Raw genomic sequence first — 23,283 nt, 5'->3', positions numbered from 1 at the left:
CCGTTTCAATTATAAGCGAATTTATAATTGCTGCCTGTCGAATTGAAATGCGACCGGCAAGGATTTGAGGTATTGAAAGGTCTGATCGAGTCGCTAAGAAGTAAATGAAAGCATCAGCTGCAAAGCCGTGTCGCAGGGAAACAGCAGCTGAAACGGCTGCCCTTGCCCAGTTCGCTGACGATGTCCAACTTGGCGTCATGACGCATCAGCACATGCTTGACGATAGCCAGGCCCAACCCGGTGCCGTTGACTTTCTTGCTGCGCTTGACTTCAACCCGGTAAAAGCGTTCGGTAATACGCGGGATTTCGGCCGCGGCGATGCCTTCGCCCTGATCTTCGACATCCAGCATGAGAGCGTCTTCGGATCGATGCCAGCGTATTTTCACTTTCGAATCATCGGACGAATATTTCAAGGCGTTGCCCAGCAGATTGGTGAAAGCGCTGCGCAATTCCTGTTCTTCGCCGACAATATGCGCATCGGTTTCAAGCGATAATTCGATGCGCCCGGCAGCCGTTTCCAACGCGTCGCTTTCCTTGCAGATCTGGTTTAATAAAGCCGGAATGTCGACGCACTGCACTTTCTTCTGTTGCGTTTCCAGCCGCGTCAGCAGCAACAGGTCATCGACCAGATGCTGCATCCGCTCGGTCTGCCCCTGCATTTGCTGAACCGAATGCGTCAGTAACGGCGAATTGCCGTCATCCATGTCCTGCATGGTTTCCAGATAGCCTTTCAACACTGTCAACGGCGTTCTGAGTTCATGCGAGACATTGGCAACAAAATCCTTGCGCATTCTTTCCATTTTTTTCAGCTGCGTGACATCCTGGGCCAACAGCAGCCGCAGTCCGGCACCATATTTAACAATCCGCACGGCCAATGTAATGCTGTGGTCCACCGGCGCAGGCAGCATGACCGCCTCATCGTAATGGCCGGATTTAAGGTAGCGGATAAACTCGGGGAAACGGATCAGGTTGGGAATGCGCTGGCCTTTATCGGTCTGCTGGAGTCCCAGAACCTCTCGGGCCGCTTTATTGGTCCACTCGATTTCGTCATGCGCCCCTAAAACAACGGCGGCATCAGGCAAGGCTTCCGTGGACTTGCGAAACTGATCTATCATCTTGCTCAGTTTCTTCTTGCGTTTTTTCTCGTTTTTTTTGATGCGGTAGACATGATAGTAAATATCTTCCCAGATACCGGTCGCTTTGGGGTATTTGCCGCGCCCGCCTGTACTTACCCATCTTTCAAACCGGCTGATCTGGAATAACTGACTGATCCAGAGCCCCAACATCACCAGAAATACAAACAACAGAACATGCCCTGTCAAACTGCCTGCCACCAACGCGGCCAAAAACAGCAGCAGCGCAATGCCGATCTCTTTTTGCCAGAAGCTCATAACCTAGCTTGTCACTGAGAACCGGTAGCCGAAGCCGCGCACGGTCTGAACCAGATCCTCTCTGCCGTATTCACCGAGGATTTTCCTGAGCCGGCGGATATGCACGTCGACCGTGCGCTCCTCGATATAAACGCTGCGCCCCCAGACCTGATCCAGCAGTTGCGTGCGGTTGTACACCTTATCGGGATGGGTCATGAAAAACTGCATCAAGCGGAACTCGGTCGGGCTCACGTCCAGTTGCTTGTCTCCGATGCTGAGGCGGTGCTGTTCGGTATCGAGAATCAGATCACCCAGCTCTATTTGCGCCGTGCCCTGAATTTTTCCGCTTCTGCGCAGTACGGCGCGGACACGTGCTATCAGTTCTTTTGGCGAAAAAGGCTTGGTCATATAATCGTCGGCGCCGATTTCCAGTCCTTTGACCTTGTCTTCTTCCTCGCCGCGTGCAGTCAACAGAATAATGGGCAGCTCCCGATACGTCTGGTCTTTCTTCAGGCGTCTGGCCCATTCAACGCCGCTGATGCCCGGCAACATCCAATCCAGCAGAATCAAATCCGGTAAATTATCATCGAGGACTCTCTGCGCTTCTTCCGCATCAGCGGCCACAATCGGCGTAAAACCGGCCTGCTCCAATACCAGCATTAACATGCCTTTGATAGCATCTTCATCTTCAACAACGAGAATTTTAAAACTGGACATAATTAATTGAGTGATTATTAAATCTTCATATTGTAGAAAACCTATATTACTCTTTTATGACAAGCGCCCATCAATTGCGCTAAGTCGCCTTATGGAACATGCCCCAGGGCGCCTTATCGAACAATTCATTGCACTCGGCCTCCAGTAACCCGCCGACGACGCGGCTGTTCCGAAACGGTGTTCGGGCAACAATTTCCTCCGCGCGAATATCAATTTGCCACCAGTTCCGGTTTTGCAGATAAGGAATGGACGTGCCGTAATAAACCGTGCCGATACCCGCCCATTCGATCGCGCTTTGGCACATCGGGCACGGTTCCGCCGTCGTATACAGATCGAATTCGCTCCAGTCCGCTGATGGATGGGACTGCGCGCAATGGTTGATCGCGACCATCTCGCCATGCCAGGCCGGATTCAGCGCCGACTGATTGAAACCTTCGGCGACAATCTCGCCGGTCGTCCGCCTTACGATGACGGCGCCGAACGGAAACTCGGGAACCTGCAAAGCCAGCTCAATGGCTCTGCGCATGTAATCTTCTTTATTCATCTGTTCAGCCTGCCGGTCAGATATTTGCCAAATTTTTAACTTTCAGGCTCATTATAATTAAACGCATCGGATTGATAGAGGATCGGCGATAACTTTTTAGCCGCCGGCATCCCCAGCGCGGCCCGATGCGCAGCCGATATCGCTGACGCAATCAACTTGCCGACAATACCGGTGGGGAAATAATAGTCGGTTATAAAGTTCTCGCGCCTGGCAAAACCGGCCTGTTTGTCTGCAAAAACTAACACTGCCACGACTATTAAAATGATGAGGAATAAAACCATAGGAATAAAATCATAGATCTTGATTGAGCCGTTACAAGCGTATTCCAACAACGTCATTTGTAAATGACAGTGCTCAGCAAATCACTACACCCAGATGCATTGGCAAACCGACACAGGGCTCATGCAATTCATTAATTACCCACATTCTTCATCGCAATATGAAACCCAAACATTACGAACTGCCTGTCACCGGTATGCAATGCGCAGACTGCGAAAATCATATTGTTGAAGCGGTTGCAGGGCTCCCCGGCGTCATCAAGGCGCAGGCCAGCTTTACTGACGAAACGCTGACGCTGGATCTGGACAACGACATCATATCGCTCAAGACGGTCTGCGCGGCAGTCAAATCAGTCGGTTATGAATGTTCGAACCGCGCCCGGCATAAACCGGCGGGCCTGGGCAAACGCCTTTTCCAGATTATCGTCGCCATCACAGGCATTATTCTGTTGCTGCAATTGAACAAATTCGTTCAGCTCGACCTATCGCTGGAAGACATCGGGAAAACAGCCAACTATGGCTTGCTGTTTCTGGTCGGCGTTTTGACCAGCTTCCATTGCATCGGCATGTGCGGCGGTTTTGTCATCAGCTATACCGTAGCTGACGTAAAATCGGGCAAGCCAGATTATTTCAGCCATTTGCTTTACGGCCTCGGAAAAACGCTGTCCTATTCCGGCTTCGGCGCCTTGTTCGGTCTGATCGGTGGCGCCATTACCTTTACCTTGGGCATGCGCAGCATGGTTTCTGCCATAGCGGGCACGTTCCTGATCCTTTACGGATTGAGCATGATGGAGGCGTTCAGCGGCTTAAGACGCCTGCACATACGCCTGCCTTTCTTCGCTAACCGTTTCTTGGTCAGGCGGCGCCAACGCACGTCCAATCCCTTCATAATCGGTTTGCTGAACGGCCTGATGATCGCCTGCGGCCCCTTGCAGGCCGTGTATATCATGGCCGCCGGCACGGGCAGCGCCTTAGCGGGCGCAACCATGCTGGCCGTCTTTGCGTTGGGCACGCTGCCCGTCATGCTGGCATTCGGCTACTTTGCCGGCATGATTTCCAGCGGCGCCACGCAGCGGTTCATGAAAATCTCGGCCGTCATCATCCTGCTGCTCGGAGCGGCCATGCTCAACCGCAGCCTCCTGATTTCGGGCTCCGGCTATGATGTCAATTCGTTGCTGTCAAGAGCGTCGCTGGCATTTCAGGAGCGCTTCATGACCTGGAGGCATGACCATGCCGACGCCGGGTCGCACCTTCAAGACGGCTATCAGGTCATTTACATGGAAGCCGAAGCAACCGCCTATAAGCCGGACAAATTCAACCTGCGCTACGGTATTCCGGTCAAATGGATCATCAACGTCAAGGAACTGTCCAGCTGCAACAAAAGAATCATCGTTCCGACGCTGGACATGACTATTGATCTGAAACCCGGCCTGCAAGTCGTCGAATTCACGCCGCAGCAAATGGGCGCGATCAGCTGGAGTTGCTACATGGGCATGATACCGGGAACATTTATTGTAAGGAAATGACGGGGGCTGTTCAGGGGCCACTATTGATCCACAAACTCAAACTTGGCGCGGCATCTATAGGCAGGGCTGGGGCTTTAGGCCTACTCGCAGCCCTGCCAGAATCAAGGCGAAATTCATGTAGGGTTCGCACCGCGTACCATTTCAAGGCTTCTTGGCACACCGCAAGTCCGGAAAGGTACGCAATGCATACGAGACTGTGAAAGTATTCAGAATTTTTCTCTTTAATGTCTATATGCTGTTATATACAAAATCAAATACACAATATAGTGTGGTTAAAATTTCAAAAAACGAATACTTTCACAGTCTCGTACCCTACAAGACTTTTTCCATCTTGATTAATTCAAAAGTCTGTCCATTTGACAAATCCTGATTGAATCTCTCAAATTCAAAAAAACCGTACTTTTTATAAAAAAGCTCACCAGAAAGTGTAGCCGTCAGATATAAAGTCTCAATACCTTTACGCAAGCATATATTCTCGCATGTGTTAAGGAGAAGCGCAGCAACACCTCTTCGGACAAAATCAGGATGCACAAAAAATCCCCTTATTTCTGCTTTCTGAGGATAAGACACATCAAACGCCCAACCACCGCAACCGATGATTTTCCTTTCATGCTCAGCCACAAGGAAGCTGCCTGCAATAATCAGTTCTTCTATGCCATGCACCAATTCCAACGCCGCTTCTATTTCTGACTTTTTATAGTACTGCGCCTGAAGTATTCGGGCTGATTTAGAAATTAACGCCTGAATATGAGCTAGATCTTCAAAACTTGCGTTACGGATGTTTAAATTCATAATTTTGCCTAAAACAGCCTACAGCCTTACAGAGCTTAAAAAAGCCACAACCAATGGATGCGGCTGTTCAGGCATGGAGCGCGCCTGCGGCACGAACAGCGTGCCAATGAAAAATGGATGATCGGGATGCTCAATGACGCGCACTTCACCTTCAGCATCCGAGCCGGAGATATTCAGCGACCCTTGCTTCAATAAATGAGTGTAATCCGGATTGACCCCGAAATTGCAGTAGTACTGTTCTTTCGCCGACAAACTGCCGTAAATTTCAGCCACTTGAGACCCCGGCACAAAATCAAGCTGCATCCGGCGACCAGCAAGCGAGCAGGTCAGCCTGGAAATGAAAAGGCTTGAAGCGTAGGGGTCGTACTCGGCATGCTGCGCCTCCCTGAAATCCAAAACGTTGCGGGCGTACTCGATTACGATATGCTGAAACCCGCCGCAGGTGCCGAAACAGGGAACCTTGTTTTCCCTCGCATAGCGAATAGCCCATAAGGTCTTCTCCATGCTCTTGTAGGAACTTCCCGGGGTCACCCATATGCCCGAATAACGATCAAACAGGTTGTGGTCGATGTCTTCCGTTGAAATCCATTCCGCTGTCATATCCATACCCAGAAAATTCCGGGTATGCTCGATGGCCGCATCGGTCGAAACATGGGGCGGAAATGTCGATGTGTATTCACCCAGTAAAGCTATCGATTTTCGCATAATGTTCAACTCCTTTGATTAGTCTAACGATATTGTAGAAAAGCCATTTTTTTTGCCGAGACCGGGCCTGCATATCATCGATTTTTCATGAACGGATCAAGCAGGACGAAGACGCATGGCGATGCGGGCGCCGGTCAGATTGATGCACAGCCCGGCGATAATCAGGACGGCGGCGGCTATTTTCCATTGATGGATCGGCTCCCCCAGAACCAGCGCTGAACTCGCAAAGCCGAATACCGGCACCAGCAATGTAAACGGCGCCACCATCGCGGCCGGATAATGGCTCAGCAGCCAGCTCCATACGGCGAAACCCAGCAGGGTTGCCGGATACACGATATACCCGACTGCACCAATGGTGGACCATGAAAGATGAGAAAAGCCCTCAGGGCTCCAGCTGCCTTGCTCCAGCAGATAAGACAGAAGTAAAAGCGGCGGCCAGGCAACGAGACTGCCCCACACCACCAGTGCCAGCATATCGACTTTGCCCAGTTTCTTGGAAAGAAGATTGCCGACTCCCCATGAGACGGCGGCGCCAACGATTAAAGCCAGGCCGAAAGCCGAGATTTCGCCGCCGGTATTCGCGGCGACCAGCCCGATTCCCGAAAATGACGTCAAGGCGCCGATGACCTGCCAGACAGATGGCTGCTCAGCCAGAAATACGACGGCCAGTACGACAGTGAAGAATACATGAACCTGGAGCACTAAAGACGCCAGGCCCGCCGTGGTTCCGGCATACATGCCGGAAAACAGCAGCGCAAATTGAAACACGAACATCACCAGTCCAAAGGCCATAACCTGGTAAAAAGGAACGGCAGGACGCCTGATAAAAAAGACCGCCGGAAATGCGGCGAGAAAGAATCTGACCGCGCAAAGCAGGATGGGCGGGAGTTCTTTAAGGCCCACCTTGATGACCACAAAATTGAATCCCCAAATGGCTATTATCAAGATAGCCAGCGCAATGTGTCGCAGATGCATAGTTGCTTCCCTGTTTAACGTTTTAAATGAGGTGATTGCCCAAGAGCGCAGCTTTTAGGCAGTCACTTGTCCAAGTTTTCGGGCATATTCGCCGCTGCGAGGTCATGCATTCAGCAGCATCTGGCGAGGAAACTGCTCGAAGCTCTCGATTGCGGTCGATACGCCTTCGCAGGCCAGAAGCCTGCCGTGTGTTGCACGCGGGCCAAGGCCCACGATGTAGCCGATGTTTGCGGCATGCGCGGACTTGAATCCGGAAATGGCATCTTCGACCACAATACATTCGTGCGGCGACACTTGAATGTTTGCGGCCGCCTTCGCATACATGTCGGGTGCGGGTTTTCCGGGAAGAAAACCGTCGTCATAGACGATCCGCTGCCGATCGAACCACGTTGCCAGGCCAAGATGATGCACGAAAAAATCGAGGTTTGTTCTTTCCGAGGCCGTTGCGATTGTTCGCGGTATGCCTCCGGCGGCAAGGAAGTCTAGCAGTGCCTGTGCACCTGGAGACAAGACAAACCTGTCGGAATTTTTTAAGCATAAGTCTCGGTACATAGATTCCTTGACCTGGATGAGGTCGAGAAGTTCTTTTCCGTGAAGCATATGGCCCGTGAGATAGCCAAGAATGTGAGCGTTAGTGCGGCCGTGTACATGGATTGAAAATTCATCGTCATTCAATTCAGCGCCCCTGAGCCGAAGGGCCATCGCCTGCCATGCCTGAATATGAAGCGGCGCGTCCCAGAGCAAAACGCCGTTAAAGTCAAAGATAATCCCTTTATATTTCATTGTGATCCCAGTAGTAATGGCATGCCGGTGTGAACAAAAAAAACTGCCACCTGCAAATGCCAAGTCCATTGAATATTACTTTTGTTTTTCAATAATGGCATTTTTTGAGCCTGAATACATGGTTTTCGCCTGGAATCCGGCTGGAACATAGACTTTGTTATTGCTGCCCGCAAGACTGATGCTTTGAACAACGGCCGTTTCCTCGACGGTAATGTTGTTATCGACTCCGGAGACAAGCAACTGGCTGACGGTATTCCCGGCTTTAATGGTCACATCGTTTTTCATGCCTGATACCCTGACGCTATATTCACCTGCTTTATTGAGAACGGTCTTTGAATCGATGCCGGAAATTGCAACCGGCATCTTTGCCGCCGAAGCGTTACGGCTTGAGTCAACTTGACTGCACGCTGCAAGCAAGATTATAAAAAGGATCTGAAATGCTTTAATCATGTGGTCTCCTTGATATAGCGAGTTGTGAAAAAACACCAATGTCCGGCATGGTCGGTATCCGGAATCAGCCCGGCTACTCCGCTGAAACTTCACTCCAGAAAATAGCGTCCCGCGTATAGGATGCCGAAACCCAGCGCGATTCCTGCACATTAAACAACGTCAGGCCTGAATTGTCGCCTTCTTCACCATACATCCTGGACCACCAGGACACGAAAGCGCCGGTATCCAGGCACAGGTGGGATAGCAGCTGGCGTGGTTTAGCGGCATAAGTATGACCGCAAAAGGTCAGAGAAAGGCCGGCTTGCGTCCCGGCAACTTCCTGTTCGGCCAATTGGCTCGACATCAGTGCCCGGCTCCAGTAAAGTTGCCGTTCAGCTTCGGGCGGTATTAATTGTCGCTCAAGCCACTGGTCAATATCGCTGTCCAGCCAGACAATATGATCGGCGGTTTTATAATCCGGCCTGACCAAATCGGCATGAATGACATGGAATCGGTTGCTTCCTTCTCCTACGACCCATACCAGCGGCATCTGCAACGCCAAAATCAATCCGCGATTAAATTCCTGCGTCATGCAATGCCGGTCAGAGTCAACATAGTCGCTCACCCAATCGCCACCGTATTCCAGAAATCCATTATCAACGATATCCTCCAGCGGATCGAATTTCCCAGTCGCCAGATAGGATGAAAAGAAATCCAGCATCATCAGCTCGTGATTGCCCCGCACTGCGTAAAACCACGATTCCTCAAGCAATTGCAGGCAACGCAGCGAGTCGGGCCCCCGGTCGATCAGATCGCCGACCGAAAACAACCGGTCGCAGGCCTTGTCGAACGCCACTTCATTCAATAACCGCTCAAGCAGACCGTAGCAACCATGCAAGTCGCCTACGACATAGTCCTTACCGACGGTATTAGCGAGGAGTTTTCGGATGGGAGCGTTGCTTTTCATGGCGTTGCCTATAGAAATATTGACCGGATATTAGCATTCAGATAGATGTCATGCGTCAACACTTTTTCGGCTGCCCATGCCGGGTTTACCAACCCATCCTGCAACGCGATTAACGCGCCCCGTCCGGTATGAAAGCGATTATCCGCAGCGGCGCCCCGCTGCCCCCTTTGATCTTCATCGGAAGCGCGATCACCTGCGCGCCCACTGTCGGCACTTTGTCCAGGTTTGCGACATTCTCAAATACAGGCGTGCTCTGGCCCATCAGTGCTGTATGACTGCCAAATAACTGCGATTGCCCGTAGTCAATGCTGGCTGTGTCTATGCCTATCGCATTAATTCTTCGGCTACTGACTAACCATTTGGCCGCTTCAGGATGCAAGCCCGGGAAATGCAGCTCGGCTACGCCTTCAGCACCTCGCTTGTCGGTACCTAAATATTTCAATCGGTCAGGCCAATACTGGCCATACCCCGTTTGCAGCAACACTATGCTCCCCTCCGGTATCTTTCCGTACTGAGATTCCCAGGCTTTGAAATCCTCTACACTGATTTGGTAATCCCGATCTGCCATCGCCTTCTGTGAAACATCTATTTTGGCCGCTGGAGCAATCAACTTTGTCAATGGGATCTGATCTATTGTTTTGCCCCCGGACGCGAAATGGATCGGCGCATCGGCATGAGTGCCGCCATGTTCGGCGGCACAGAACTTGTAGGCCGAATAGTAATATCCTTTCTCCGTCATGCCAGCAGAGACGGTTTCCAGTTGGAACGGCTCAGCTGTCGGCCAATAGATGGTTTTCGGGGAAAAATCATACGACAAGTCTATCCATTGTCCTGAAGGATAGCTGCCGGGTCCATTAGCGCAACCAGCGGCAAGGCAACACAGTACAGCAAGCGAGACTATCTTGGTTAGCGGCATTGTCCAATCTCCTGTGTTTAATGATTTTGCGGCGTGATTAACGGCAGCAGGTGAATACATTAGGCCTGATCTATCAGAAACGGCTCAAGGGAACCCAGCGTAATTCGCATAGCGGCCATTTAGGATAGCCTATCTTTATAACAGCCTTGACTGTCGGAGCAAAGATATATTCAACATGCAGGCTAGGCTGTAGTCTCCGCGGAAACGCCGCATGGTTAATATCGAAATGCTGGGTTTAGCAACCCAGCCTACAGCACGGATTCTATCCTATGCACTGCCGCTATCTTTATTATCATCATCGCCATTCTCATCACTGGGCAAAGTTTTATTGGCCTCATTTTCTTTTGAGGTTACTTTCATCACCATCACCATCCCAAGTACGACCGCCATCACCATCGCTATTTCCAGCACCATCCTCATCATTGTCATTACCCTTGGTTATGAAGTTGAGAGAAGCAGAGGAGAGCCATCGACCCTCATCCTGAAAAACTTCTTCTGCTAACTTGTAGACCTCGCTCACAAACCTGTCAAACGTTTTTGCCATTCTGTGGGCATAGGGACATAGGAATAGGATGTGCCGACGACAGGAGGTGGCATTCGCAATTGATACAGCACGCGTAAGCTGGATTGTAGCTTTAGCGGAAATCCGGCAAGGTGGCTTTGAATGCTGGGTTTATCAACCCAGCCTACCGTGCTGTGGCCTTAGCGAAAACCCGGCACAGGCGACTTCGAATGCCGGAATTCATCCTACGCTCTCCCCTTGAATAGTCGCCACCAGACTCCGACTACCGCCATGATTCCGGTGCTCGCACAGATAGATGCCCTGCCAGATGCCCAGATTCAGCCTGCCGTTGGTGATGGGAATGGTCAAGGTGGCGCCCAGGATGCTGCTTTTCAGATGCGCGGGCAGATCGTCGCTGCCCTCGTAGTTGTGCCGATAGTAAGGCTCGTTTTCCGGCACTGCTCTATTGAAAAAACGCTCGAAATCCTGGCGTACAGTCATGTCGGCGTTTTCGTTCAGCGTCAGCGAGGCCGAGGTATGCTTCAGCAATAGATGCAGCAGCCCGCACCGGATGTTTGCCAGTTCCGGCAGAGCGCTGAACACTTCATCGGTAACGAGGTGAAAACCGCGGGGCCGCGCTTTCAGTTTAAATTCTTTCTGAATCCACATAGTAAAATCTTAATATCGCAATAGGAGATGGTTATAAGCCGAGCTCGCTGAGGCCGGGATAATCATCGGGCCGGCGCCCCGGAAGCCAGTGGAATTTGCGTTCCGGTTCCTTGATGGGCATGTCGTTGATGCTGGCGAACCGCTTCCGCACCAGACCGTTCGCATCGAATTCCCAGTTTTCGTTTCCGTAGGAACGAAACCAGTTGCCGACATAATCGTGCCATTCATAGGCGAAGCGCACTGCGATGCGGTTATTTTCATGCGTCCAGAGTTCCTTGATTATCCTGAATTCCTGTTCACGAACCCATTTGCGCGTCAAAAACCGGATGATTTCCTCCCGGCCTTTCGGAAACTCAACCCGACTGCGCCACTGACTGTCGATCGTATAATCCAGAACGACCTGCTGCGGATCGCCGCTGTTCCATGCATCCTCAGCCATGCGGACTTTCTGCATGGCCGTCTCACGCGTGAATGGCGGCACTGGCGGTCTGAACTCATCATTAATATTCATAGTCTTTCTCCTTAAGATGGGCGGATCAAGATAGCCGATTCAAAAGAATCTGTATGAACAAGCTCATTTTATAGTCTGGACGCTTTCACTGCCTTTAAAAACAGTCTGACAGCTCGCTTCTAAATAATAACCATGAGGGAAGTCAATTATGAGCATATTACGTGAATTTAAAGAATTCGCCATTAAAGGCAATGCTATCGACATGGCCATCGGCATCATTATCGGAGCCGCTTTCGGCAAAATCATTTCATCGCTGGTCGACGACATCATTATGCCTCCGATCGGCATGCTGGTCGGCGGCGTCGACTTCACCAATCTGGCAGTAACGTTAAAGGAAGCCACCTTGGATACGCCCGCCGTAACGCTTAATTACGGCAATTTCATTCAGACTTTGGTTAACTTCACGATTATTGCCTTCGCCGTTTTCATGATAGTCAAGCTAATCAATCGCTTCAGAAGAAAACAGGAAGCGGCGCCGGAGCCCGCGCCTACCAAAGAAGAACTATTGTTGGCTGAGATCCGCGACTTGCTGAGGGAAAGAAAATAGCATGATCAGGGTGGGCGGCGCCATGCTGCCCACCCGATATCGCTTAGCCTTTCGTAAAGCTCAGCTCGCCATTGTGCACGTCCACTTTGACGACATCGCCCGCCGCAAATTTGCCGGCCAGGATTTCCTGGGCCAGCGGGTTTTCCAGTTGATGCTGGATGGCCCGTTTCAGCGGCCTTGCGCCATAAACCGGATCGAAACCCGCTTCGCCCAGTTTGTCGAGCGCGGCGGTGCTGATCTCGAAGCCGATTTCGCGGTCCTGCAGGCGTTTGCGCAGGTATTCGACCTGGATTTCGCTGATCGCCCGGATTTGCTCGCGCCCCAATGGATGGAAGACGACTGCGTCATCGATCCGGTTGATAAACTCGGGCCTGAAGCGCAGGCCGACGATTTCCATGACCGCCGCTTTCATCTCTTCGTAATGCGCCTCGCCGGCCAGTTCCTGGATACGGTCCGAACCCAGGTTAGAAGTCATGACGACGACGGTGTTCTTGAAATCCACCGTCCGGCCCTGGCCATCGGTCAGGCGGCCGTCATCCAGCACTTGCAGCAGCACGTTGAAGACGTCCGGATGGGCTTTTTCGATTTCATCCATCAGGATGACCGAGTACGGTTTGCGCCGGACCGCTTCGGTCAGGTAGCCGCCTTCTTCATAGCCGACATAGCCCGGAGGCGCGCCGATCAGACGCGCGACCGAATGCTTTTCCATGAATTCGGACATATCGATGCGCACCAGCGCGTCCTGCGTATCGAACAGGAATTCGGCCAGCGCCTTGCACAATTCTGTCTTGCCGACGCCGGTAGGCCCCAGGAACAGGAATGAGCCGTTCGGCCGGTTCGGATCGGACAAGCCGGCCCGTGATCTGCGAATGGCATTGCTGACTGCTCTCAGTGCCTCATCCTGGCCGACCACGCGTTTGGCCAGCGCTTCTTCCATATGCAGCAGTTTTTCCCGCTCGCCTTCCATCATCTTGAAAACAGGAATGCCGGTCCATTTCGACACGACTTCGGCGATTTCCTCTTCGGTGACTTTGTTGCGCAGCAGAGTCATTTTATGAGGCTCAACCGATGAGGCCGTGTTGAGCTGTTTTTCCAGCGCCGGAATGATGCCGTACTGCAGCTCCGACATGCGCGCAAGATCGCCGGCCCGACTGGCCGCTTCCAGTTCGATCCGGGACTGGTCCAGTTTTTCCTTGATCGATGCCGTGCCTTGCAGCGAGGCTTTTTCGGCTTTCCAAACTTCCTCGAGGTCGGAGTATTCCTTTTCCAATTCGGCAATGTCTTCCTCAAGGATTTCCAGGCGTTTTTTGGAGGCCGGATCGGCTTCTTTCTTCAGTGCTTCGCGTTCTATTTTCAGCTGGATCAAACGACGGTCCAGTCTGTCCATGGCTTCCGGCTTGGAATCGATTTCCATGCGGATGCGGCTGGCAGCCTCGTCGATCAAATCGATGGCCTTGTCGGGCAATTGCCGGTCCGAAATGTAGCGGTAAGACAGGCTCGCGGCAGCCACGATGGCCGGGTCGGTGATGTCGACGCCGTGATGGACTTCGTATTTCTCTTTCAGTCCGCGCAGAATCGCGATCGTGTCCTCGACGGACGGCTCGTCAATCAATACTTTCTGGAAACGGCGCTCCAGGGCCGCGTCTTTCTCGACGTATTTGCGATACTCGTCGAGTGTCGTCGCACCGACGCAGTGCAGTTCGCCGCGCGCCAGGGCCGGTTTCAGCATGTTGCCCGCATCCATGGCGCCTTCGGCCTTGCCGGCGCCGACCATGGTGTGCAGCTCATCAATGAACAGGATGATCTGGCCTTCCTGCTTGGCCAGATCGTTCAGGACGGCTTTCAGGCGCTCTTCAAACTCGCCGCGGAACTTGGCGCCGGCAATCAGGGCCGCCATGTCCAGCGCCAGCACGCGCTTGCCCTTGATGCCTTCCGGCACCTCGCCATTGACGATGCGCTGCGCCAGGCCTTCGACGATCGCAGTCTTGCCGACGCCGGGCTCGCCGATCAGGACCGGGTTGTTCTTGGTGCGGCGTTGCAGGACCTGGATCGTGCGGCGGATTTCGTCATCCCGGCCGATCACGGGATCGAGCTTGCCGGCCTCGGCGCGCTCGGTGATGTCGATGGTGTATTTTTTCAGGGCCTGGCGCTGATCCTCGGCATTGGGGTCGTTGACCGCCTGGCCGCCGCGCATGGCGTCGACGGCTTTTTCAGCCGCATCCCTGGTCACGCCGGCTTTTTTCAGCAGGTTCTGCAATAGGCTTCTTTCTTCCAGGGCCGCCAAGACGAACAGCTCGCTGGAAATATAGGCGTCGTTGCGTTTCTGCGCCAGTTTATCGGTCAGGTTCAGCAACCGGTTCAATTCATTGGAAATCTGGACATCGCCGCCCGAGCCGCTCACCGTGGGGATGCGATCGATCTCTTTGCTCAGCTCGACCCGTAGTGTATTGGTATTGACGCCAATCTGGGCCAATAGCGGCTTGACGCTGCCGCCTTCCTGATCCAGCAAGGCGAGCATAACATGCACCGGCTCGATGAACTGATGGTCTCTTCCCAGAGCCAGGCTTTGGGCATCGGCCAGCGCCATTTGAAACTTGCTGGTTAATTTATCCATGCGCATTTGATGTACCTCTAAAAGATAATTTCTAAGTTACCGCTAACATGGGGGGTAATCCGACCGTTTTCAAGACAAGGACGCTAACTTTGATGACAGGATTTATTCCAACCTCAAACCCGACTTGATTTTTAATGGGATTGTTGCTTAACTGAAAAAGACTAATGATGAAAATAAATTTATATTAAACATGCCTTTATCGAAAAATTCTTTTATCAGGCAGCTGTACGGGCGTTTTCTGGACTTCTATACGTCGCTTCGCCATCGCCTCATAGACAATCCTTTTATCAGGCAGCTATTCAGCAGTTTTCTGGATCTGGTCCCGATTCTTGCCGTCGTGATTATCTTCCAGGTTTTCGTTATCCAGCTGCCTATTCCCGATGTGAGCGATTTAATCATCGGCACGCTTTTAGTCGTGCTCGGCCTCACGTTATTCGTTCAAGGACTGGAACAAAGCCTGTTCCCATTGGGTGAGTCGATGGCACACGCCTTTGCGCGCAAAGGCAGCCTGTTCTGGCTGTTGGCTTTTGCATTTTGCCTGGGTTTTAGTGCGGCGATTGCCGAACCGGCGCTCATCGCCGTTGCCGAAAAAGCCGCCCATATAGCCGCTGCCGGGGGACTTATTGAACAAACTGACGCAGCCAAGGACAGTTATGCATTAGGACTGCGTATTACTGTCGCCCTATCCATCGGTTTCGCTATTTTAGTCGGCATATTCAGGATTCTCCGGGGCTGGCCCGTCTATTACCCGGTTTTTTTCGGGTTTGGCTGCGTTGCGATTATGACGCCCTTCGCGCCCGCCGAGATCATTGGCATCGCTTATGATTCAGGCGCCATCGCCACCTCCACCATTACCGTGCCGCTGGTGACCGCGCTCGGCGTCGGGCTTGCCACCGCGATCAAAGGCCGCAACCCGGTAACGGATGGTTTCGGACTAATAGTTTTTGCGGTATTGATGCCGATGATTTTCGTCATGGCTTACGGGATGTTTATATGATTGAATGGTTAATACATTTAGCAGTGGAATTACTGCAAACCTGCCGGGATATTTTGCCTATTGCGGCGACTATCATCGGATTCCAGCTATGGGTGATCCGCAGACCCATTGCTAATCCCAGGAAAACGCTGATCGGTTTTTTCTATGTCCTGCTCGGCATTGTTGTCTTTCTGGAAGGTCTGGACATGGCGCTGTTCCCGCTTGGAGGCTTGATGGCGTCCCAGCTGACCGCGCCTGAATTTTTAGGTATTGATCCTGTCAATCAGCCTGTATCCTGGCTCACTTATTTTTGGGTTTATATTTTTGCCGCCAGCATTGGTTTCGCTACGGCTTTAGCCGAACCCGCCCTGCTGGCTGTCGCCATTAAAGTCGAGCAAATTTCGGGGGGAACCATCCGCGCCTGGGGTCTGCGGATCTCGGTTGCCGTAGGAGTCGCTGTTGGCCTGGCCTTGGGTACGTTTCGAATTGTCTCGGGGCTGGATCTCGCTTTTTTTATTATCGCCGGCTATGTCATTATTGTCATACAAACCTATTTTGCCCCCAAGATGATTATCGGCCTGGCCTACGATTCAGGTGGGGTGACTACATCGATGGTTACCGTACCGCTGGTCACCGCATTGGGATTGGGACTGGCCGAGGCCATACCCGGCCGCAACCCGCTTTTGGATGGCTTTGGCCTGATCGCCTTTGCCAGCTTATTTCCTGTCATTGCTGTACTGGGCTATGCGCAAATTGCACAATGGCTCAGCAGAAACAGCACTTCATCTAACCCTTGAGGAAAACCATGCATTTCAAATTAATTATCGTACTTGTCGATGATGACAAAACCGAACTGGTGCTTGAAACGGCGCGTAAAAACGGCGCCAAAGGCGCAACCGTTGTCAATAACGCCCGCGGCGAAGGCCTCAAGCGCTCCAAGACCTTTTTCGGCCTGTCGCTTGAGATGCAGCGTGATGTCGTGCTGCTGCTGGTGGAAGAGCATCTGAGCCGGCACATTCTCGAAACCGTCTCGCAAGCCGCCCAGTTTGACAACACGCCCGGCACCGGCATCGCCTTTCAGATCGATGTCGAGGACGCCATCGGCGTCATGCATCAGGTTGAAGAATTAACCCACGAAATCGAGGACAAAATATGACAGTCAAGCAGCCCATAACCCGCGTCAGGGATATCATGAAAACCGAGGTCGGCACCATCGACGGCATTGCGACCGTGGCCGACGCCCTGAAAAAAATGAAAGCGCTCAGAACATCCGTGCTGATCGTCAATAAGCGCCATGACGACGATGAGTTCGGCATGATCACGTCCGGCGATATCGCGCGCCATGTGCTGGCGAAAGACCGGGCGCCGGAGCGCGTCAATGTCTATGAAATCATGGCCAAGCCGGTCATCAGCGTTTCCCCGGACATGGATATCCGCTATTGTTCGAGGCTGTTTGCCCAGTACGATCTGGTCAGGGCGCCGGTCGTTGAAAACCAGCAGGTCGTCGGTATGGTCAGCCCTAATGCGCTGGTACTTGACGGACTCTACAAAATCTTTCAATAAATGGCATCCGGCGAAAAATAACAGTACAATAGCCTGCGATCAGACGGCAGATGTTGAGTTAGGGATTCCTAGGTTGTTAGGTTGTCCGGTTATCAATGTTTTAGTTCTGTGTTAACCGTAAGTTATTTTTTCAGGAGTTTTCAAAATGGCAACAGGCACTGTAAAGTGGTTTAATAACACAAAAGGTTTTGGTTTCATTGAACCTTCAGAAGGTAGTGAAGACGTTTTCGTTCACCACTCGGTTATTCAGGGAGAAGGTTTTAAAACACTGTCCCCAGGCCAAACAGTCATCTTTGACATCGAATCTGGTCCAAAAGGCTTAACTGCCGCTAACGTGCAACCTAAATAACAAGGATCGCATTCAGATTCTAAAAGGCCCTGATGATGGCTCATCAGGGCCTTTTTTATGGTTTTTCAACAAGCTATTTTAAAGGGCGGCCTTTGGCATCCTTGTCCATCTGCCCGCCAAAAAGCAGCACCGCTTCGATAAATCCCCAGACCACACCGAAACCGACCGTTAAAACAGTCAGCGCCAACTGGGCCAGAGCAATCCAGTAATAGCCCAAATAAAGCCGGTGCGCACCGATGCCGCCTAAAACCAGTGCCAACACAGCCGCCACATAACGGTATTTGACAGCCTCGGGTTTAGCCAGATAAGCCCCCACCAGATTCACGTTGACAGCGGCATTGCCTTTTGCGTCAAAAGTGACATCATCGCCTGGCTCCGGCGACGCTTCCGCTGCCCAGTCGTCGGCATTAAATTCAAACAATGCCTCATCGCTTTTTATGACCCCGGTTTTTGCCTCGGAATCATAACTTTCAATCTGTCCAATCATTTATATCTACCTTAATAACAATACAAGAGCGCTTTATTAATTGTAAGTCTGTGCGCCCAGTTAACCCTCTCACTCGTTTTTCAAACGCACAGCCAACACATCGCAGTACGCATGGTGCAATACGCCGTTCGCTGTCGAACCGAGCAGCAGGGCCAGGCCGTGCCGGCCGTGCGAGCCGACTACGATCAGATCCGCTTGTTTTTCTTCGGCTACCCTGATGATTTCCAGTTTCGGGCTGCCGACCGCTATGCATTGGCGGTCCTCGGCGATACCCAGGCTTTCGGCCAATTTGGCCAATCTGTCTTTTGCCGCCGCCATCAGCTCTTCGGTCAAGTCCAGATCAAACGGGATAACCGGCCCATACGCCGCATCGGTCAGCGGCAAGTTGTCCACGACATGCACAATACTCAATTCTGCCTGATATTTGTCAGCCAGATCTTTTGCTCTCCTGGCCACGTCTTCCCCGTGTACGGAAAAGTCGGCCGCCAGCAATATATGTTTATAGTCTCCCATGATTTCTCCTATTCAACGACGGTAGCGTCGGGAAATAACAAGTCCATTACCTGATACATTGAGAACAGGTATAAAAACGCCAGCCCCAGGCCGAACATCAACGTCTGATCCAGCGCATTGCGGATAATATGGCCGGTAATCACCCAATGCCAGATCATCAGAACTATCATGACCGAAAATGCCAATAAAGTCATGCCTCCGGTCACCATTGAGGAAATTCCGGGCACGGCAAAGAAACTGAGCAGCGCATCGGTGCCCAATAAAGCACAGGTGGTTTGATTAAATCGCGCCAGCCTGTGCCCGAAATACAGCATGACCCAGCTGAATCCAACAACGATCAATGTGCAGACCGTCACTACGAGCAATGTAGAAAGCCGGCCTACGCTGATATGGATCGTCAGAAAGTTAACGACGGCATAGGTGCCTATCATGCCGTACAGCAGCGATGGCGAATACGGCAAATGCTGGGGCCCTTTCTTGAACAGGCAGATATCAAATAATAGCTTTATGATTTCGAACATGATCTTCCTTCCCGATATGCGCTAAACCTCGGCACTATTTATTGAATCGGCAACCTCCAGCTATTGGCTCTTGTCCTGGAAGTTGAATTTTATTTAGCCTCTTCCAACTTTTCCTCGGCTTCCATCCAGGCGGCTTCAGCGTCCTCCAAGGCTTTGTCGACTTGCACCTTGCGTTCCATCAGTTGCTTTAAGCGATCTTTTTCCGAATCAGTATAAATCGCGGGATCGGCCAGTTGTTGCTCCAGCTGGCGCTGTTCTGTATGGTATTTTTCAACCGCCTGCTCGGCTTTTTTCAGCGCATCGTACAGCGGCTTGAATTTCTGACGGCGCTCCGCATCCAGTTTTCTCTGATCTTTGCGCGAAACCATCGGCGCGGCATCCGCCGCTGGCTTTTCCTCGCCTTTTTTCTGTTCGGCCAGCCAGAGGCGGTAGTCCTCCAGATCGCCGTCGAACGGCTGGGCCTTGCCGTCGGCCACCAGCAGCAGCTGATCGGTCACCGAGCGCAGCAAGTGCCGGTCATGGGAGACGACAACGATGGCGCCTTCATAATCCTGCAACGCCACGCTCAAGGCATGGCGCATTTCCAGATCCAGATGGTTGGTCGGCTCATCGAGCAGCAACAGATTAGGGTTTTGATAAACCAGCATCGCCAGAACCAGACGCGCTTTTTCGCCGCCGGAGAACGGCTTGACCGGTTCCAGCACCTTGTCGCCTTGAAAATCGAACCCGCCCAGGAAATTGCGCAAATCCTTCTCGGTGGCCTGATTGTCCAGTTTCTGCAGATGCCATAATGGACTCTCATCCAGACGCAATTGTTCCAGTTGATGCTGGGCGAAGTAGCCTATCCTGAGCGCATCTGCTTCGCGCCGCGTTCCCGATAATGGCGGCATGGTGCCGGCCAGTACTTTGATCAGGCTGGATTTCCCGGCGCCGTTCGGGCCCAGCAGGCCGATGCGGTCGCCCGGCGATATCGACAGGCTTGCCTGTTCGATCACGCGTTTCTGGCCATAGCCGATGTCGGCCTTCTCCAGCGTCAATAACGGATTGGGCATCCTGCCGGGCGCAGGAAAGCTGAAATCGAACGGCGAATCGACGTGCGCCTGCGCGATCAGTTCCATTCTTTCCAGGGCCTTGATGCGGCTTTGCGCCTGGCGCGCCTTGGTGGCTTTAGCCTTGAAGCGGTCGACGAAGCTTTGCATATGGGCGATTTCCCGTTGCTGCTTCAGATAGGCGGCCTGTTGCTGCGCCAGCTTTTCGGCGCGCATTCGCTCAAAAGCCGAATAATTGCCGGTATAGATTTCGGCCTTGTTCTGCTCGATATGCACGATATGGTCGGTGATGGCGTCGAGGAAATCGCGGTCATGCGAAATCAGCAGCAGCGTGCCGGGATATTTGCACAGCCAGTCCTGCAGCCAGATCACGGCGTCCAGGTCCAGGTGGTTGGTCGGCTCGTCAAGCAGCAGGACGTCGGACCGGCACATCAGGGCCTGGGCCAGATTGAGCCGCATGCGCCAACCGCCCGAAAACGAACTGACCGGGTTCTGCTCCTGCTCAGGCATGAAGCCCAATCCGCTCATCAATCGAGAAGCCCGCGCCTGGGCCGAATAGCCGCCGATCGTGTCCAGCGCCGCGTGCAGTTGCGCCTGTTTCAAGCCGTCATCGGCCTGCTCGGCGGCGGCCAGTTGCTGCTGCAGACGTCTTAATTCGCGATCGCCGTCAATGACGTAATCGATGGCCGAGCAGCCGACGGCAGGCGTCTCCTGCGCCACATGCGCGATTTCCAGGCCTGGCGGCATGGAGAAATCGCCTTCGTCCAGGTGCAGCTCGTTCCGAAGCAGCGCAAACAGGCTGGACTTGCCGACGCCGTTGGCGCCTGTGACCCCGATTTTCTGGCCCTTATGGATAGTGAACGAGGCGTTGGCAAACAAGACCCGGGCGCCCCGGCGCAACGATATATTTCTAAAATTCAACATGGACGTACAGCGTTAAAATCGGCTCGAATAGCCGCATAAAAAACAAATTCCGCAAACCTCTCGTTCAGGCTGCGGAATAAATATATGAACGAGGGAACAGCGGTTTTATACCGTCAATCAGCGGTATAAAACCCAGCCTGACTTATTTAGCTATTTAAGCAGCCCTCTCAATCATTTTTTCGGCCTGCTCGGCGAATTGCTCCAGGTTGCCTTTTTTGACCGTTTCGACGGGAATCACCAGGGCCGTATTCAAATCGATATAGATGTAGACATAGCGGTTGCCGTATTCGACCCGCACCAGATCCTCCCAGGCCATTTTGTGCTTGCCGCTGGGCGATTTCTCCAGCAGAAATTTGGGATTGGCCGGATCGATAGTCAAGGTGTAAGTGCCGAACATATTGACCTTTTCCTTGTCGGTATAATTAGTCAATATTTGCCGGCGCATGTCCCATATCATGATTTTCGGCGCAAAAATCGCCCACAGGAGGGCGAAAAGCAACACATAGCCGGCCGACATCTTGTCCCCATAATAGATGTAATTGAAAAATGCCAGCAGCGTCATGATGGCCGGCACGATCAGCCGGTGCTTTCTGATATTTTTCTCCATCTCCCCGGATTTCGACAACCGTAACTCATTAAAGTGGATTAAATCCTGTTCGCGGAACTCGTATTCAATTTCTAGCATGATAATTTCTGATAAATTTAAAAATAAGGCGCTTAGTGCATTTTTATTTTTGCATGCGCACTGCGTCTGAACAGATTGGAGAGCGTCAGCATCGCCGTTCTGAAATAGCCGTGTATCGCCACTTGGTGCATTTTATACAATGAAAGGTAAACCACGCGCGCGATAAAGCCGCCAATGCTGACCGTGCCCATCAAATTGCCCATCAGGTTGCCGACCGTGGTGTATTTGCCCAATGAAACGAGCGAGCCGTAGTCCCGGTAAACATACTGGACCGGCACGCGGCCATTCAGCCGGTTGAAAATGGTTTTGTATAGCGTCGACGCCTGCTGGTGGGCTGCCTGAGCGCGGGGCGGGACATTTTCATCATGGCCGGCCCAAGGGCAGGCCGCGCAATCGCCCATCGCGAAAATATCATCATCGCTGGTTTTCAGGGTTTGATCAACGACCAGCTGATTGATGTGATTGGTTTCCAAGCCGTCCAGCTGCTTCATCCAGTCCGGCGCTTTAATGCCTGCCGCCCAGACTTTAAGGTCGGCTTCGATCATTTCCCCGTCATGCGTCTTGATGCCTTCCTTGGTTACCTCGACCACGCGGCGGCCCATTTTCAGATCGATGCCCAACTTGACCAATTGCTGTTGCGTGGCAGTCGCCAGTTTGTTCGGCAAGGCCGGCAGCAGCTGGGTCGCGGCCTCGATGATGGTCAGCTTCACGTTGCTGGACTCATCCAGCCCATAAACGGCCAGCAGATCGGTGACTTCATGCAGTTGGGCCGACAGCTCAACTCCGGTAGCCCCGGCGCCGACGATGGCGATCGACAGCGGCTTATCGGCGGCGGTGTTGATGCTGGCATGGTTCTTCATATAAGCCTTAACGAGCTGTTTCTGGAACTTGTATGCCTGCGAAGTCGTATCCAGAAACATGCAGTGCTCGGCCACGCCTTTGATGTTGAACGTATTGCTGACGCTGCCGACCGACATGACCAGTGTGTCGTAGCTGAAAGTACGCCGCGGGATCAGTTCCTCGCCGTTATCGCCCAGGGTTGGGCTGACATAGATTTCCTTCTTCTTGCGGTCAAGCCCCTCCATTCGGCCCAGCCGGAAGCGAAAATGATTGCGATGCGCCTGGTTCAGATACTCGACTTCTTCGGTTTCGCCTAGCGTGCCGGCGGCCACCTCGTGCAGCAGCGGTTTCCAGATATGCGTCGATGAAGCATCCAGCAGCATGACTTCCGCCAGGCCTCTTTTGCCCAATTTATTGCCTAAACTGGTAGCGAGCTCAAGACCGGCCGCTCCGCCCCCCACAATCACTATTTTATGTTTTTCGTTATTATCAGCCATCACTATCCCCCAAATTATCTGCCTGAGCCGGACA

Annotated in this window: 28 protein-coding genes; 8 read left to right on the top strand and 20 right to left on the bottom strand. The window is 52.5% G+C overall.

What is annotated here, in order from left to right; translation table 11 throughout:
- Positions 1-113: 113 nt before the first annotated feature.
- The 4 genes from phoR to ACTNE6_RS01715 all read right to left on the bottom strand — a co-directional run bounded on the left by phoR (position 114) and on the right by ACTNE6_RS01715 (position 2,912).
- Positions 114-1,391 (bottom strand): phosphate regulon sensor histidine kinase PhoR, encoded by a 1,278-nt coding sequence (gene phoR, locus ACTNE6_RS01730; protein WP_442498405.1) that lies wholly within the window; start codon positions 1,389-1,391, stop codon positions 114-116.
- Positions 1,392-1,394: 3 nt separating this feature from the next.
- Positions 1,395-2,087 (bottom strand): phosphate regulon transcriptional regulator PhoB, encoded by a 693-nt coding sequence (phoB, locus tag ACTNE6_RS01725; RefSeq protein WP_442498404.1) that lies wholly within the window; start codon positions 2,085-2,087, stop codon positions 1,395-1,397.
- A 79-nt stretch (positions 2,088-2,166) separates the two neighbouring features.
- Positions 2,167-2,631 (bottom strand): nucleoside deaminase, encoded by a 465-nt coding sequence (locus ACTNE6_RS01720; protein WP_442498403.1) that lies wholly within the window; start codon positions 2,629-2,631, stop codon positions 2,167-2,169.
- A 35-nt stretch (positions 2,632-2,666) separates the two neighbouring features.
- Complete coding sequence (locus ACTNE6_RS01715; protein WP_442498402.1) at positions 2,667-2,912, bottom strand: hypothetical protein; 246 nt, start codon at positions 2,910-2,912, stop codon at positions 2,667-2,669.
- Between the two features lie 158 nt (positions 2,913-3,070).
- Between ACTNE6_RS01715 and ACTNE6_RS01710 the strand changes: the two genes are divergently transcribed.
- Positions 3,071-4,435 (top strand): urease accessory protein UreH domain-containing protein, encoded by a 1,365-nt coding sequence (locus ACTNE6_RS01710; RefSeq protein WP_442498401.1) that lies wholly within the window; start codon positions 3,071-3,073, stop codon positions 4,433-4,435.
- A gap of 312 nt (positions 4,436-4,747) precedes the next feature.
- Here ACTNE6_RS01710 and ACTNE6_RS01705 read toward each other — a convergent pair whose 3' ends face one another.
- The 7 genes from ACTNE6_RS01705 to ACTNE6_RS01675 all read right to left on the bottom strand — a co-directional run bounded on the left by ACTNE6_RS01705 (position 4,748) and on the right by ACTNE6_RS01675 (position 10,002).
- Entirely contained in the window at positions 4,748-5,227 is a 480-nt protein-coding gene (locus ACTNE6_RS01705; protein ID WP_442498400.1) for a GNAT family N-acetyltransferase, read from the bottom strand.
- Between the two features lie 18 nt (positions 5,228-5,245).
- On the bottom strand, positions 5,246-5,932 hold the full coding sequence (locus ACTNE6_RS01700; protein WP_442498399.1) for a CTP synthase C-terminal region-related (seleno)protein: 687 nt from the start codon (positions 5,930-5,932) through the stop codon (positions 5,246-5,248).
- 96 nt (positions 5,933-6,028) lie between these two features.
- Positions 6,029-6,907, bottom strand: coding sequence for an EamA family transporter (locus ACTNE6_RS01695; protein WP_442498398.1), 879 nt, complete (start codon positions 6,905-6,907; stop codon positions 6,029-6,031).
- A 102-nt stretch (positions 6,908-7,009) separates the two neighbouring features.
- Positions 7,010-7,759, bottom strand: coding sequence for an HAD family hydrolase (locus ACTNE6_RS01690; RefSeq protein ID WP_442498397.1), 750 nt, complete (start codon positions 7,757-7,759; stop codon positions 7,010-7,012).
- A 6-nt stretch (positions 7,760-7,765) separates the two neighbouring features.
- Positions 7,766-8,140, bottom strand: coding sequence for a hypothetical protein (locus ACTNE6_RS01685; RefSeq protein WP_268118500.1), 375 nt, complete (start codon positions 8,138-8,140; stop codon positions 7,766-7,768).
- 73 nt (positions 8,141-8,213) lie between these two features.
- The gene (locus ACTNE6_RS01680; protein ID WP_442498396.1) at positions 8,214-9,086 is read right to left on the bottom strand and encodes a metallophosphoesterase; all 873 of its coding nucleotides are present in this window, start codon (positions 9,084-9,086) and stop codon (positions 8,214-8,216) included.
- 109 nt (positions 9,087-9,195) lie between these two features.
- Positions 9,196-10,002: a cyclase family protein gene (locus ACTNE6_RS01675; RefSeq protein WP_442498395.1), complete on the bottom strand. Its 807-nt coding sequence runs from the start codon at positions 10,000-10,002 to the stop codon at positions 9,196-9,198.
- A gap of 211 nt (positions 10,003-10,213) precedes the next feature.
- Between ACTNE6_RS01675 and ACTNE6_RS01670 the strand changes: the two genes are divergently transcribed.
- Positions 10,214-10,504 (top strand): hypothetical protein, encoded by a 291-nt coding sequence (locus ACTNE6_RS01670; protein WP_442498394.1) that lies wholly within the window; start codon positions 10,214-10,216, stop codon positions 10,502-10,504.
- 240 nt (positions 10,505-10,744) lie between these two features.
- On the opposite strand, the gene ACTNE6_RS01665 is transcribed toward ACTNE6_RS01670, so the two are convergent.
- Both ACTNE6_RS01665 and ACTNE6_RS01660 read right to left on the bottom strand, forming a co-directional pair.
- On the bottom strand, positions 10,745-11,173 hold the full coding sequence (locus tag ACTNE6_RS01665; protein ID WP_442498393.1) for a secondary thiamine-phosphate synthase enzyme YjbQ: 429 nt from the start codon (positions 11,171-11,173) through the stop codon (positions 10,745-10,747).
- A 31-nt stretch (positions 11,174-11,204) separates the two neighbouring features.
- Positions 11,205-11,684: a nuclear transport factor 2 family protein gene (locus ACTNE6_RS01660; protein ID WP_442498392.1), complete on the bottom strand. Its 480-nt coding sequence runs from the start codon at positions 11,682-11,684 to the stop codon at positions 11,205-11,207.
- Between the two features lie 148 nt (positions 11,685-11,832).
- Here ACTNE6_RS01660 and mscL point away from each other — a divergent pair, with 148 nt between their 5' ends.
- On the top strand, positions 11,833-12,231 hold the full coding sequence (gene mscL / locus ACTNE6_RS01655; RefSeq protein WP_442498391.1) for a large-conductance mechanosensitive channel protein MscL: 399 nt from the start codon (positions 11,833-11,835) through the stop codon (positions 12,229-12,231).
- Between the two features lie 43 nt (positions 12,232-12,274).
- Here the strand turns inward: mscL and clpB are convergent, their stop codons facing one another.
- Entirely contained in the window at positions 12,275-14,851 is a 2,577-nt protein-coding gene (clpB, locus tag ACTNE6_RS01650; protein ID WP_442498390.1) for an ATP-dependent chaperone ClpB, read from the bottom strand.
- Between the two features lie 184 nt (positions 14,852-15,035).
- Between clpB and ACTNE6_RS01645 the strand changes: the two genes are divergently transcribed.
- The 5 genes from ACTNE6_RS01645 (at position 15,036) to ACTNE6_RS01625 (ending at position 17,733) form a co-directional block, all read left to right on the top strand.
- A complete protein-coding gene (locus ACTNE6_RS01645) occupies positions 15,036-15,842 on the top strand; it encodes a DUF1538 family protein (RefSeq protein ID WP_442498389.1) in 807 nt (268 codons plus the stop codon).
- Positions 15,839-16,618 carry a DUF1538 domain-containing protein gene (locus tag ACTNE6_RS01640; protein WP_442498388.1) on the top strand — a complete coding sequence of 260 codons (780 nt, stop codon included), beginning with the start codon at positions 15,839-15,841 and terminating at the stop codon, positions 16,616-16,618. Before ACTNE6_RS01645 ends, ACTNE6_RS01640 begins: the two co-directional genes overlap by 4 nt.
- 8 nt (positions 16,619-16,626) lie before the next feature.
- Positions 16,627-16,977 carry a P-II family nitrogen regulator gene (locus ACTNE6_RS01635; protein ID WP_194969490.1) on the top strand — a complete coding sequence of 117 codons (351 nt, stop codon included), beginning with the start codon at positions 16,627-16,629 and terminating at the stop codon, positions 16,975-16,977.
- Positions 16,974-17,384 carry a CBS domain-containing protein gene (locus ACTNE6_RS01630; protein ID WP_194969489.1) on the top strand — a complete coding sequence of 137 codons (411 nt, stop codon included), beginning with the start codon at positions 16,974-16,976 and terminating at the stop codon, positions 17,382-17,384. The genes ACTNE6_RS01635 and ACTNE6_RS01630 overlap by 4 nt, the downstream gene beginning before the upstream one ends.
- A gap of 145 nt (positions 17,385-17,529) precedes the next feature.
- Positions 17,530-17,733 carry a cold-shock protein gene (locus ACTNE6_RS01625; RefSeq protein ID WP_020159073.1) on the top strand — a complete coding sequence of 68 codons (204 nt, stop codon included), beginning with the start codon at positions 17,530-17,532 and terminating at the stop codon, positions 17,731-17,733.
- Positions 17,734-17,806: 73 nt separating this feature from the next.
- Here ACTNE6_RS01625 and ACTNE6_RS01620 read toward each other — a convergent pair whose 3' ends face one another.
- From ACTNE6_RS01620 to ACTNE6_RS01595, 6 genes are all read right to left on the bottom strand, one after another.
- The gene (locus tag ACTNE6_RS01620) at positions 17,807-18,220 is read right to left on the bottom strand and encodes a TM2 domain-containing protein (RefSeq protein ID WP_331818824.1); all 414 of its coding nucleotides are present in this window, start codon (positions 18,218-18,220) and stop codon (positions 17,807-17,809) included.
- A gap of 69 nt (positions 18,221-18,289) precedes the next feature.
- A complete protein-coding gene (locus ACTNE6_RS01615; RefSeq protein WP_194969487.1) occupies positions 18,290-18,733 on the bottom strand; it encodes a universal stress protein in 444 nt (147 codons plus the stop codon).
- Positions 18,734-18,741: 8 nt separating this feature from the next.
- Complete coding sequence (locus tag ACTNE6_RS01610; protein WP_194969486.1) at positions 18,742-19,254, bottom strand: hypothetical protein; 513 nt, start codon at positions 19,252-19,254, stop codon at positions 18,742-18,744.
- An 89-nt stretch (positions 19,255-19,343) separates the two neighbouring features.
- On the bottom strand, positions 19,344-21,227 hold the full coding sequence (locus ACTNE6_RS01605) for an ATP-binding cassette domain-containing protein (RefSeq protein WP_442498387.1): 1,884 nt from the start codon (positions 21,225-21,227) through the stop codon (positions 19,344-19,346).
- A 154-nt stretch (positions 21,228-21,381) separates the two neighbouring features.
- Positions 21,382-21,912 carry a YcxB family protein gene (locus ACTNE6_RS01600; RefSeq protein ID WP_194969484.1) on the bottom strand — a complete coding sequence of 177 codons (531 nt, stop codon included), beginning with the start codon at positions 21,910-21,912 and terminating at the stop codon, positions 21,382-21,384.
- A 32-nt stretch (positions 21,913-21,944) separates the two neighbouring features.
- Entirely contained in the window at positions 21,945-23,249 is a 1,305-nt protein-coding gene (locus ACTNE6_RS01595; protein ID WP_442498386.1) for an NAD(P)/FAD-dependent oxidoreductase, read from the bottom strand.
- Positions 23,250-23,283: the final 34 nt, after the last annotated feature.

Origin of the sequence: Methylobacter sp. sgz302048, assembly GCF_052162025.1 — a bacterium.
GTDB lineage: Bacteria > Pseudomonadota > Gammaproteobacteria > Methylococcales > Methylomonadaceae > Methylobacter.
This window is presented reverse-complemented; position numbering and strand designations above follow the sequence as displayed.

What these genes read in the sequence shown, in the direction of transcription:
- ACTNE6_RS01720 (WP_442498403.1), bottom strand. Translation starts at nt 2,631, where the DNA reads ATGAATAAAGAAGATTACATGCGCAGAGCCATTGAGCTGGCTTTGCAG.
- ACTNE6_RS01700 (WP_442498399.1), bottom strand. Translation starts at nt 5,932, where the DNA reads ATGCGAAAATCGATAGCTTTACTGGGTGAATACACATCGACATTTCCG.
- ACTNE6_RS01610 (WP_194969486.1), bottom strand. Translation starts at nt 19,254, where the DNA reads ATGTTCGAAATCATAAAGCTATTATTTGATATCTGCCTGTTCAAGAAA.
- ACTNE6_RS01680 (WP_442498396.1), bottom strand. Translation starts at nt 9,086, where the DNA reads ATGAAAAGCAACGCTCCCATCCGAAAACTCCTCGCTAATACCGTCGGT.
- ACTNE6_RS01675 (WP_442498395.1), bottom strand. Translation starts at nt 10,002, where the DNA reads ATGCCGCTAACCAAGATAGTCTCGCTTGCTGTACTGTGTTGCCTTGCC.
- ACTNE6_RS01605 (WP_442498387.1), bottom strand. Translation starts at nt 21,227, where the DNA reads ATGTTGAATTTTAGAAATATATCGTTGCGCCGGGGCGCCCGGGTCTTG.
- ACTNE6_RS01645 (WP_442498389.1), top strand. Translation starts at nt 15,036, where the DNA reads ATGCCTTTATCGAAAAATTCTTTTATCAGGCAGCTGTACGGGCGTTTT.
- ACTNE6_RS01685 (WP_268118500.1), bottom strand. Translation starts at nt 8,140, where the DNA reads ATGATTAAAGCATTTCAGATCCTTTTTATAATCTTGCTTGCAGCGTGC.
- ACTNE6_RS01710 (WP_442498401.1), top strand. Translation starts at nt 3,071, where the DNA reads ATGAAACCCAAACATTACGAACTGCCTGTCACCGGTATGCAATGCGCA.
- ACTNE6_RS01595 (WP_442498386.1), bottom strand. Translation starts at nt 23,249, where the DNA reads ATGGCTGATAATAACGAAAAACATAAAATAGTGATTGTGGGGGGCGGA.
- ACTNE6_RS01690 (WP_442498397.1), bottom strand. Translation starts at nt 7,759, where the DNA reads ATGGACTTGGCATTTGCAGGTGGCAGTTTTTTTTGTTCACACCGGCAT.
- ACTNE6_RS01640 (WP_442498388.1), top strand. Translation starts at nt 15,839, where the DNA reads ATGATTGAATGGTTAATACATTTAGCAGTGGAATTACTGCAAACCTGC.
- ACTNE6_RS01615 (WP_194969487.1), bottom strand. Translation starts at nt 18,733, where the DNA reads ATGGGAGACTATAAACATATATTGCTGGCGGCCGACTTTTCCGTACAC.
- clpB (WP_442498390.1), bottom strand. Translation starts at nt 14,851, where the DNA reads ATGCGCATGGATAAATTAACCAGCAAGTTTCAAATGGCGCTGGCCGAT.
- ACTNE6_RS01620 (WP_331818824.1), bottom strand. Translation starts at nt 18,220, where the DNA reads ATGATTGGACAGATTGAAAGTTATGATTCCGAGGCAAAAACCGGGGTC.
- ACTNE6_RS01630 (WP_194969489.1), top strand. Translation starts at nt 16,974, where the DNA reads ATGACAGTCAAGCAGCCCATAACCCGCGTCAGGGATATCATGAAAACC.
- ACTNE6_RS01715 (WP_442498402.1), bottom strand. Translation starts at nt 2,912, where the DNA reads ATGGTTTTATTCCTCATCATTTTAATAGTCGTGGCAGTGTTAGTTTTT.
- ACTNE6_RS01670 (WP_442498394.1), top strand. Translation starts at nt 10,214, where the DNA reads ATGGTTAATATCGAAATGCTGGGTTTAGCAACCCAGCCTACAGCACGG.
- mscL (WP_442498391.1), top strand. Translation starts at nt 11,833, where the DNA reads ATGAGCATATTACGTGAATTTAAAGAATTCGCCATTAAAGGCAATGCT.
- phoR (WP_442498405.1), bottom strand. Translation starts at nt 1,391, where the DNA reads ATGAGCTTCTGGCAAAAAGAGATCGGCATTGCGCTGCTGCTGTTTTTG.
- ACTNE6_RS01695 (WP_442498398.1), bottom strand. Translation starts at nt 6,907, where the DNA reads ATGCATCTGCGACACATTGCGCTGGCTATCTTGATAATAGCCATTTGG.
- ACTNE6_RS01625 (WP_020159073.1), top strand. Translation starts at nt 17,530, where the DNA reads ATGGCAACAGGCACTGTAAAGTGGTTTAATAACACAAAAGGTTTTGGT.
- ACTNE6_RS01665 (WP_442498393.1), bottom strand. Translation starts at nt 11,173, where the DNA reads ATGTGGATTCAGAAAGAATTTAAACTGAAAGCGCGGCCCCGCGGTTTT.
- ACTNE6_RS01635 (WP_194969490.1), top strand. Translation starts at nt 16,627, where the DNA reads ATGCATTTCAAATTAATTATCGTACTTGTCGATGATGACAAAACCGAA.
- ACTNE6_RS01660 (WP_442498392.1), bottom strand. Translation starts at nt 11,684, where the DNA reads ATGAATATTAATGATGAGTTCAGACCGCCAGTGCCGCCATTCACGCGT.
- ACTNE6_RS01600 (WP_194969484.1), bottom strand. Translation starts at nt 21,912, where the DNA reads ATGCTAGAAATTGAATACGAGTTCCGCGAACAGGATTTAATCCACTTT.
- ACTNE6_RS01705 (WP_442498400.1), bottom strand. Translation starts at nt 5,227, where the DNA reads ATGAATTTAAACATCCGTAACGCAAGTTTTGAAGATCTAGCTCATATT.
- phoB (WP_442498404.1), bottom strand. Translation starts at nt 2,087, where the DNA reads ATGTCCAGTTTTAAAATTCTCGTTGTTGAAGATGAAGATGCTATCAAA.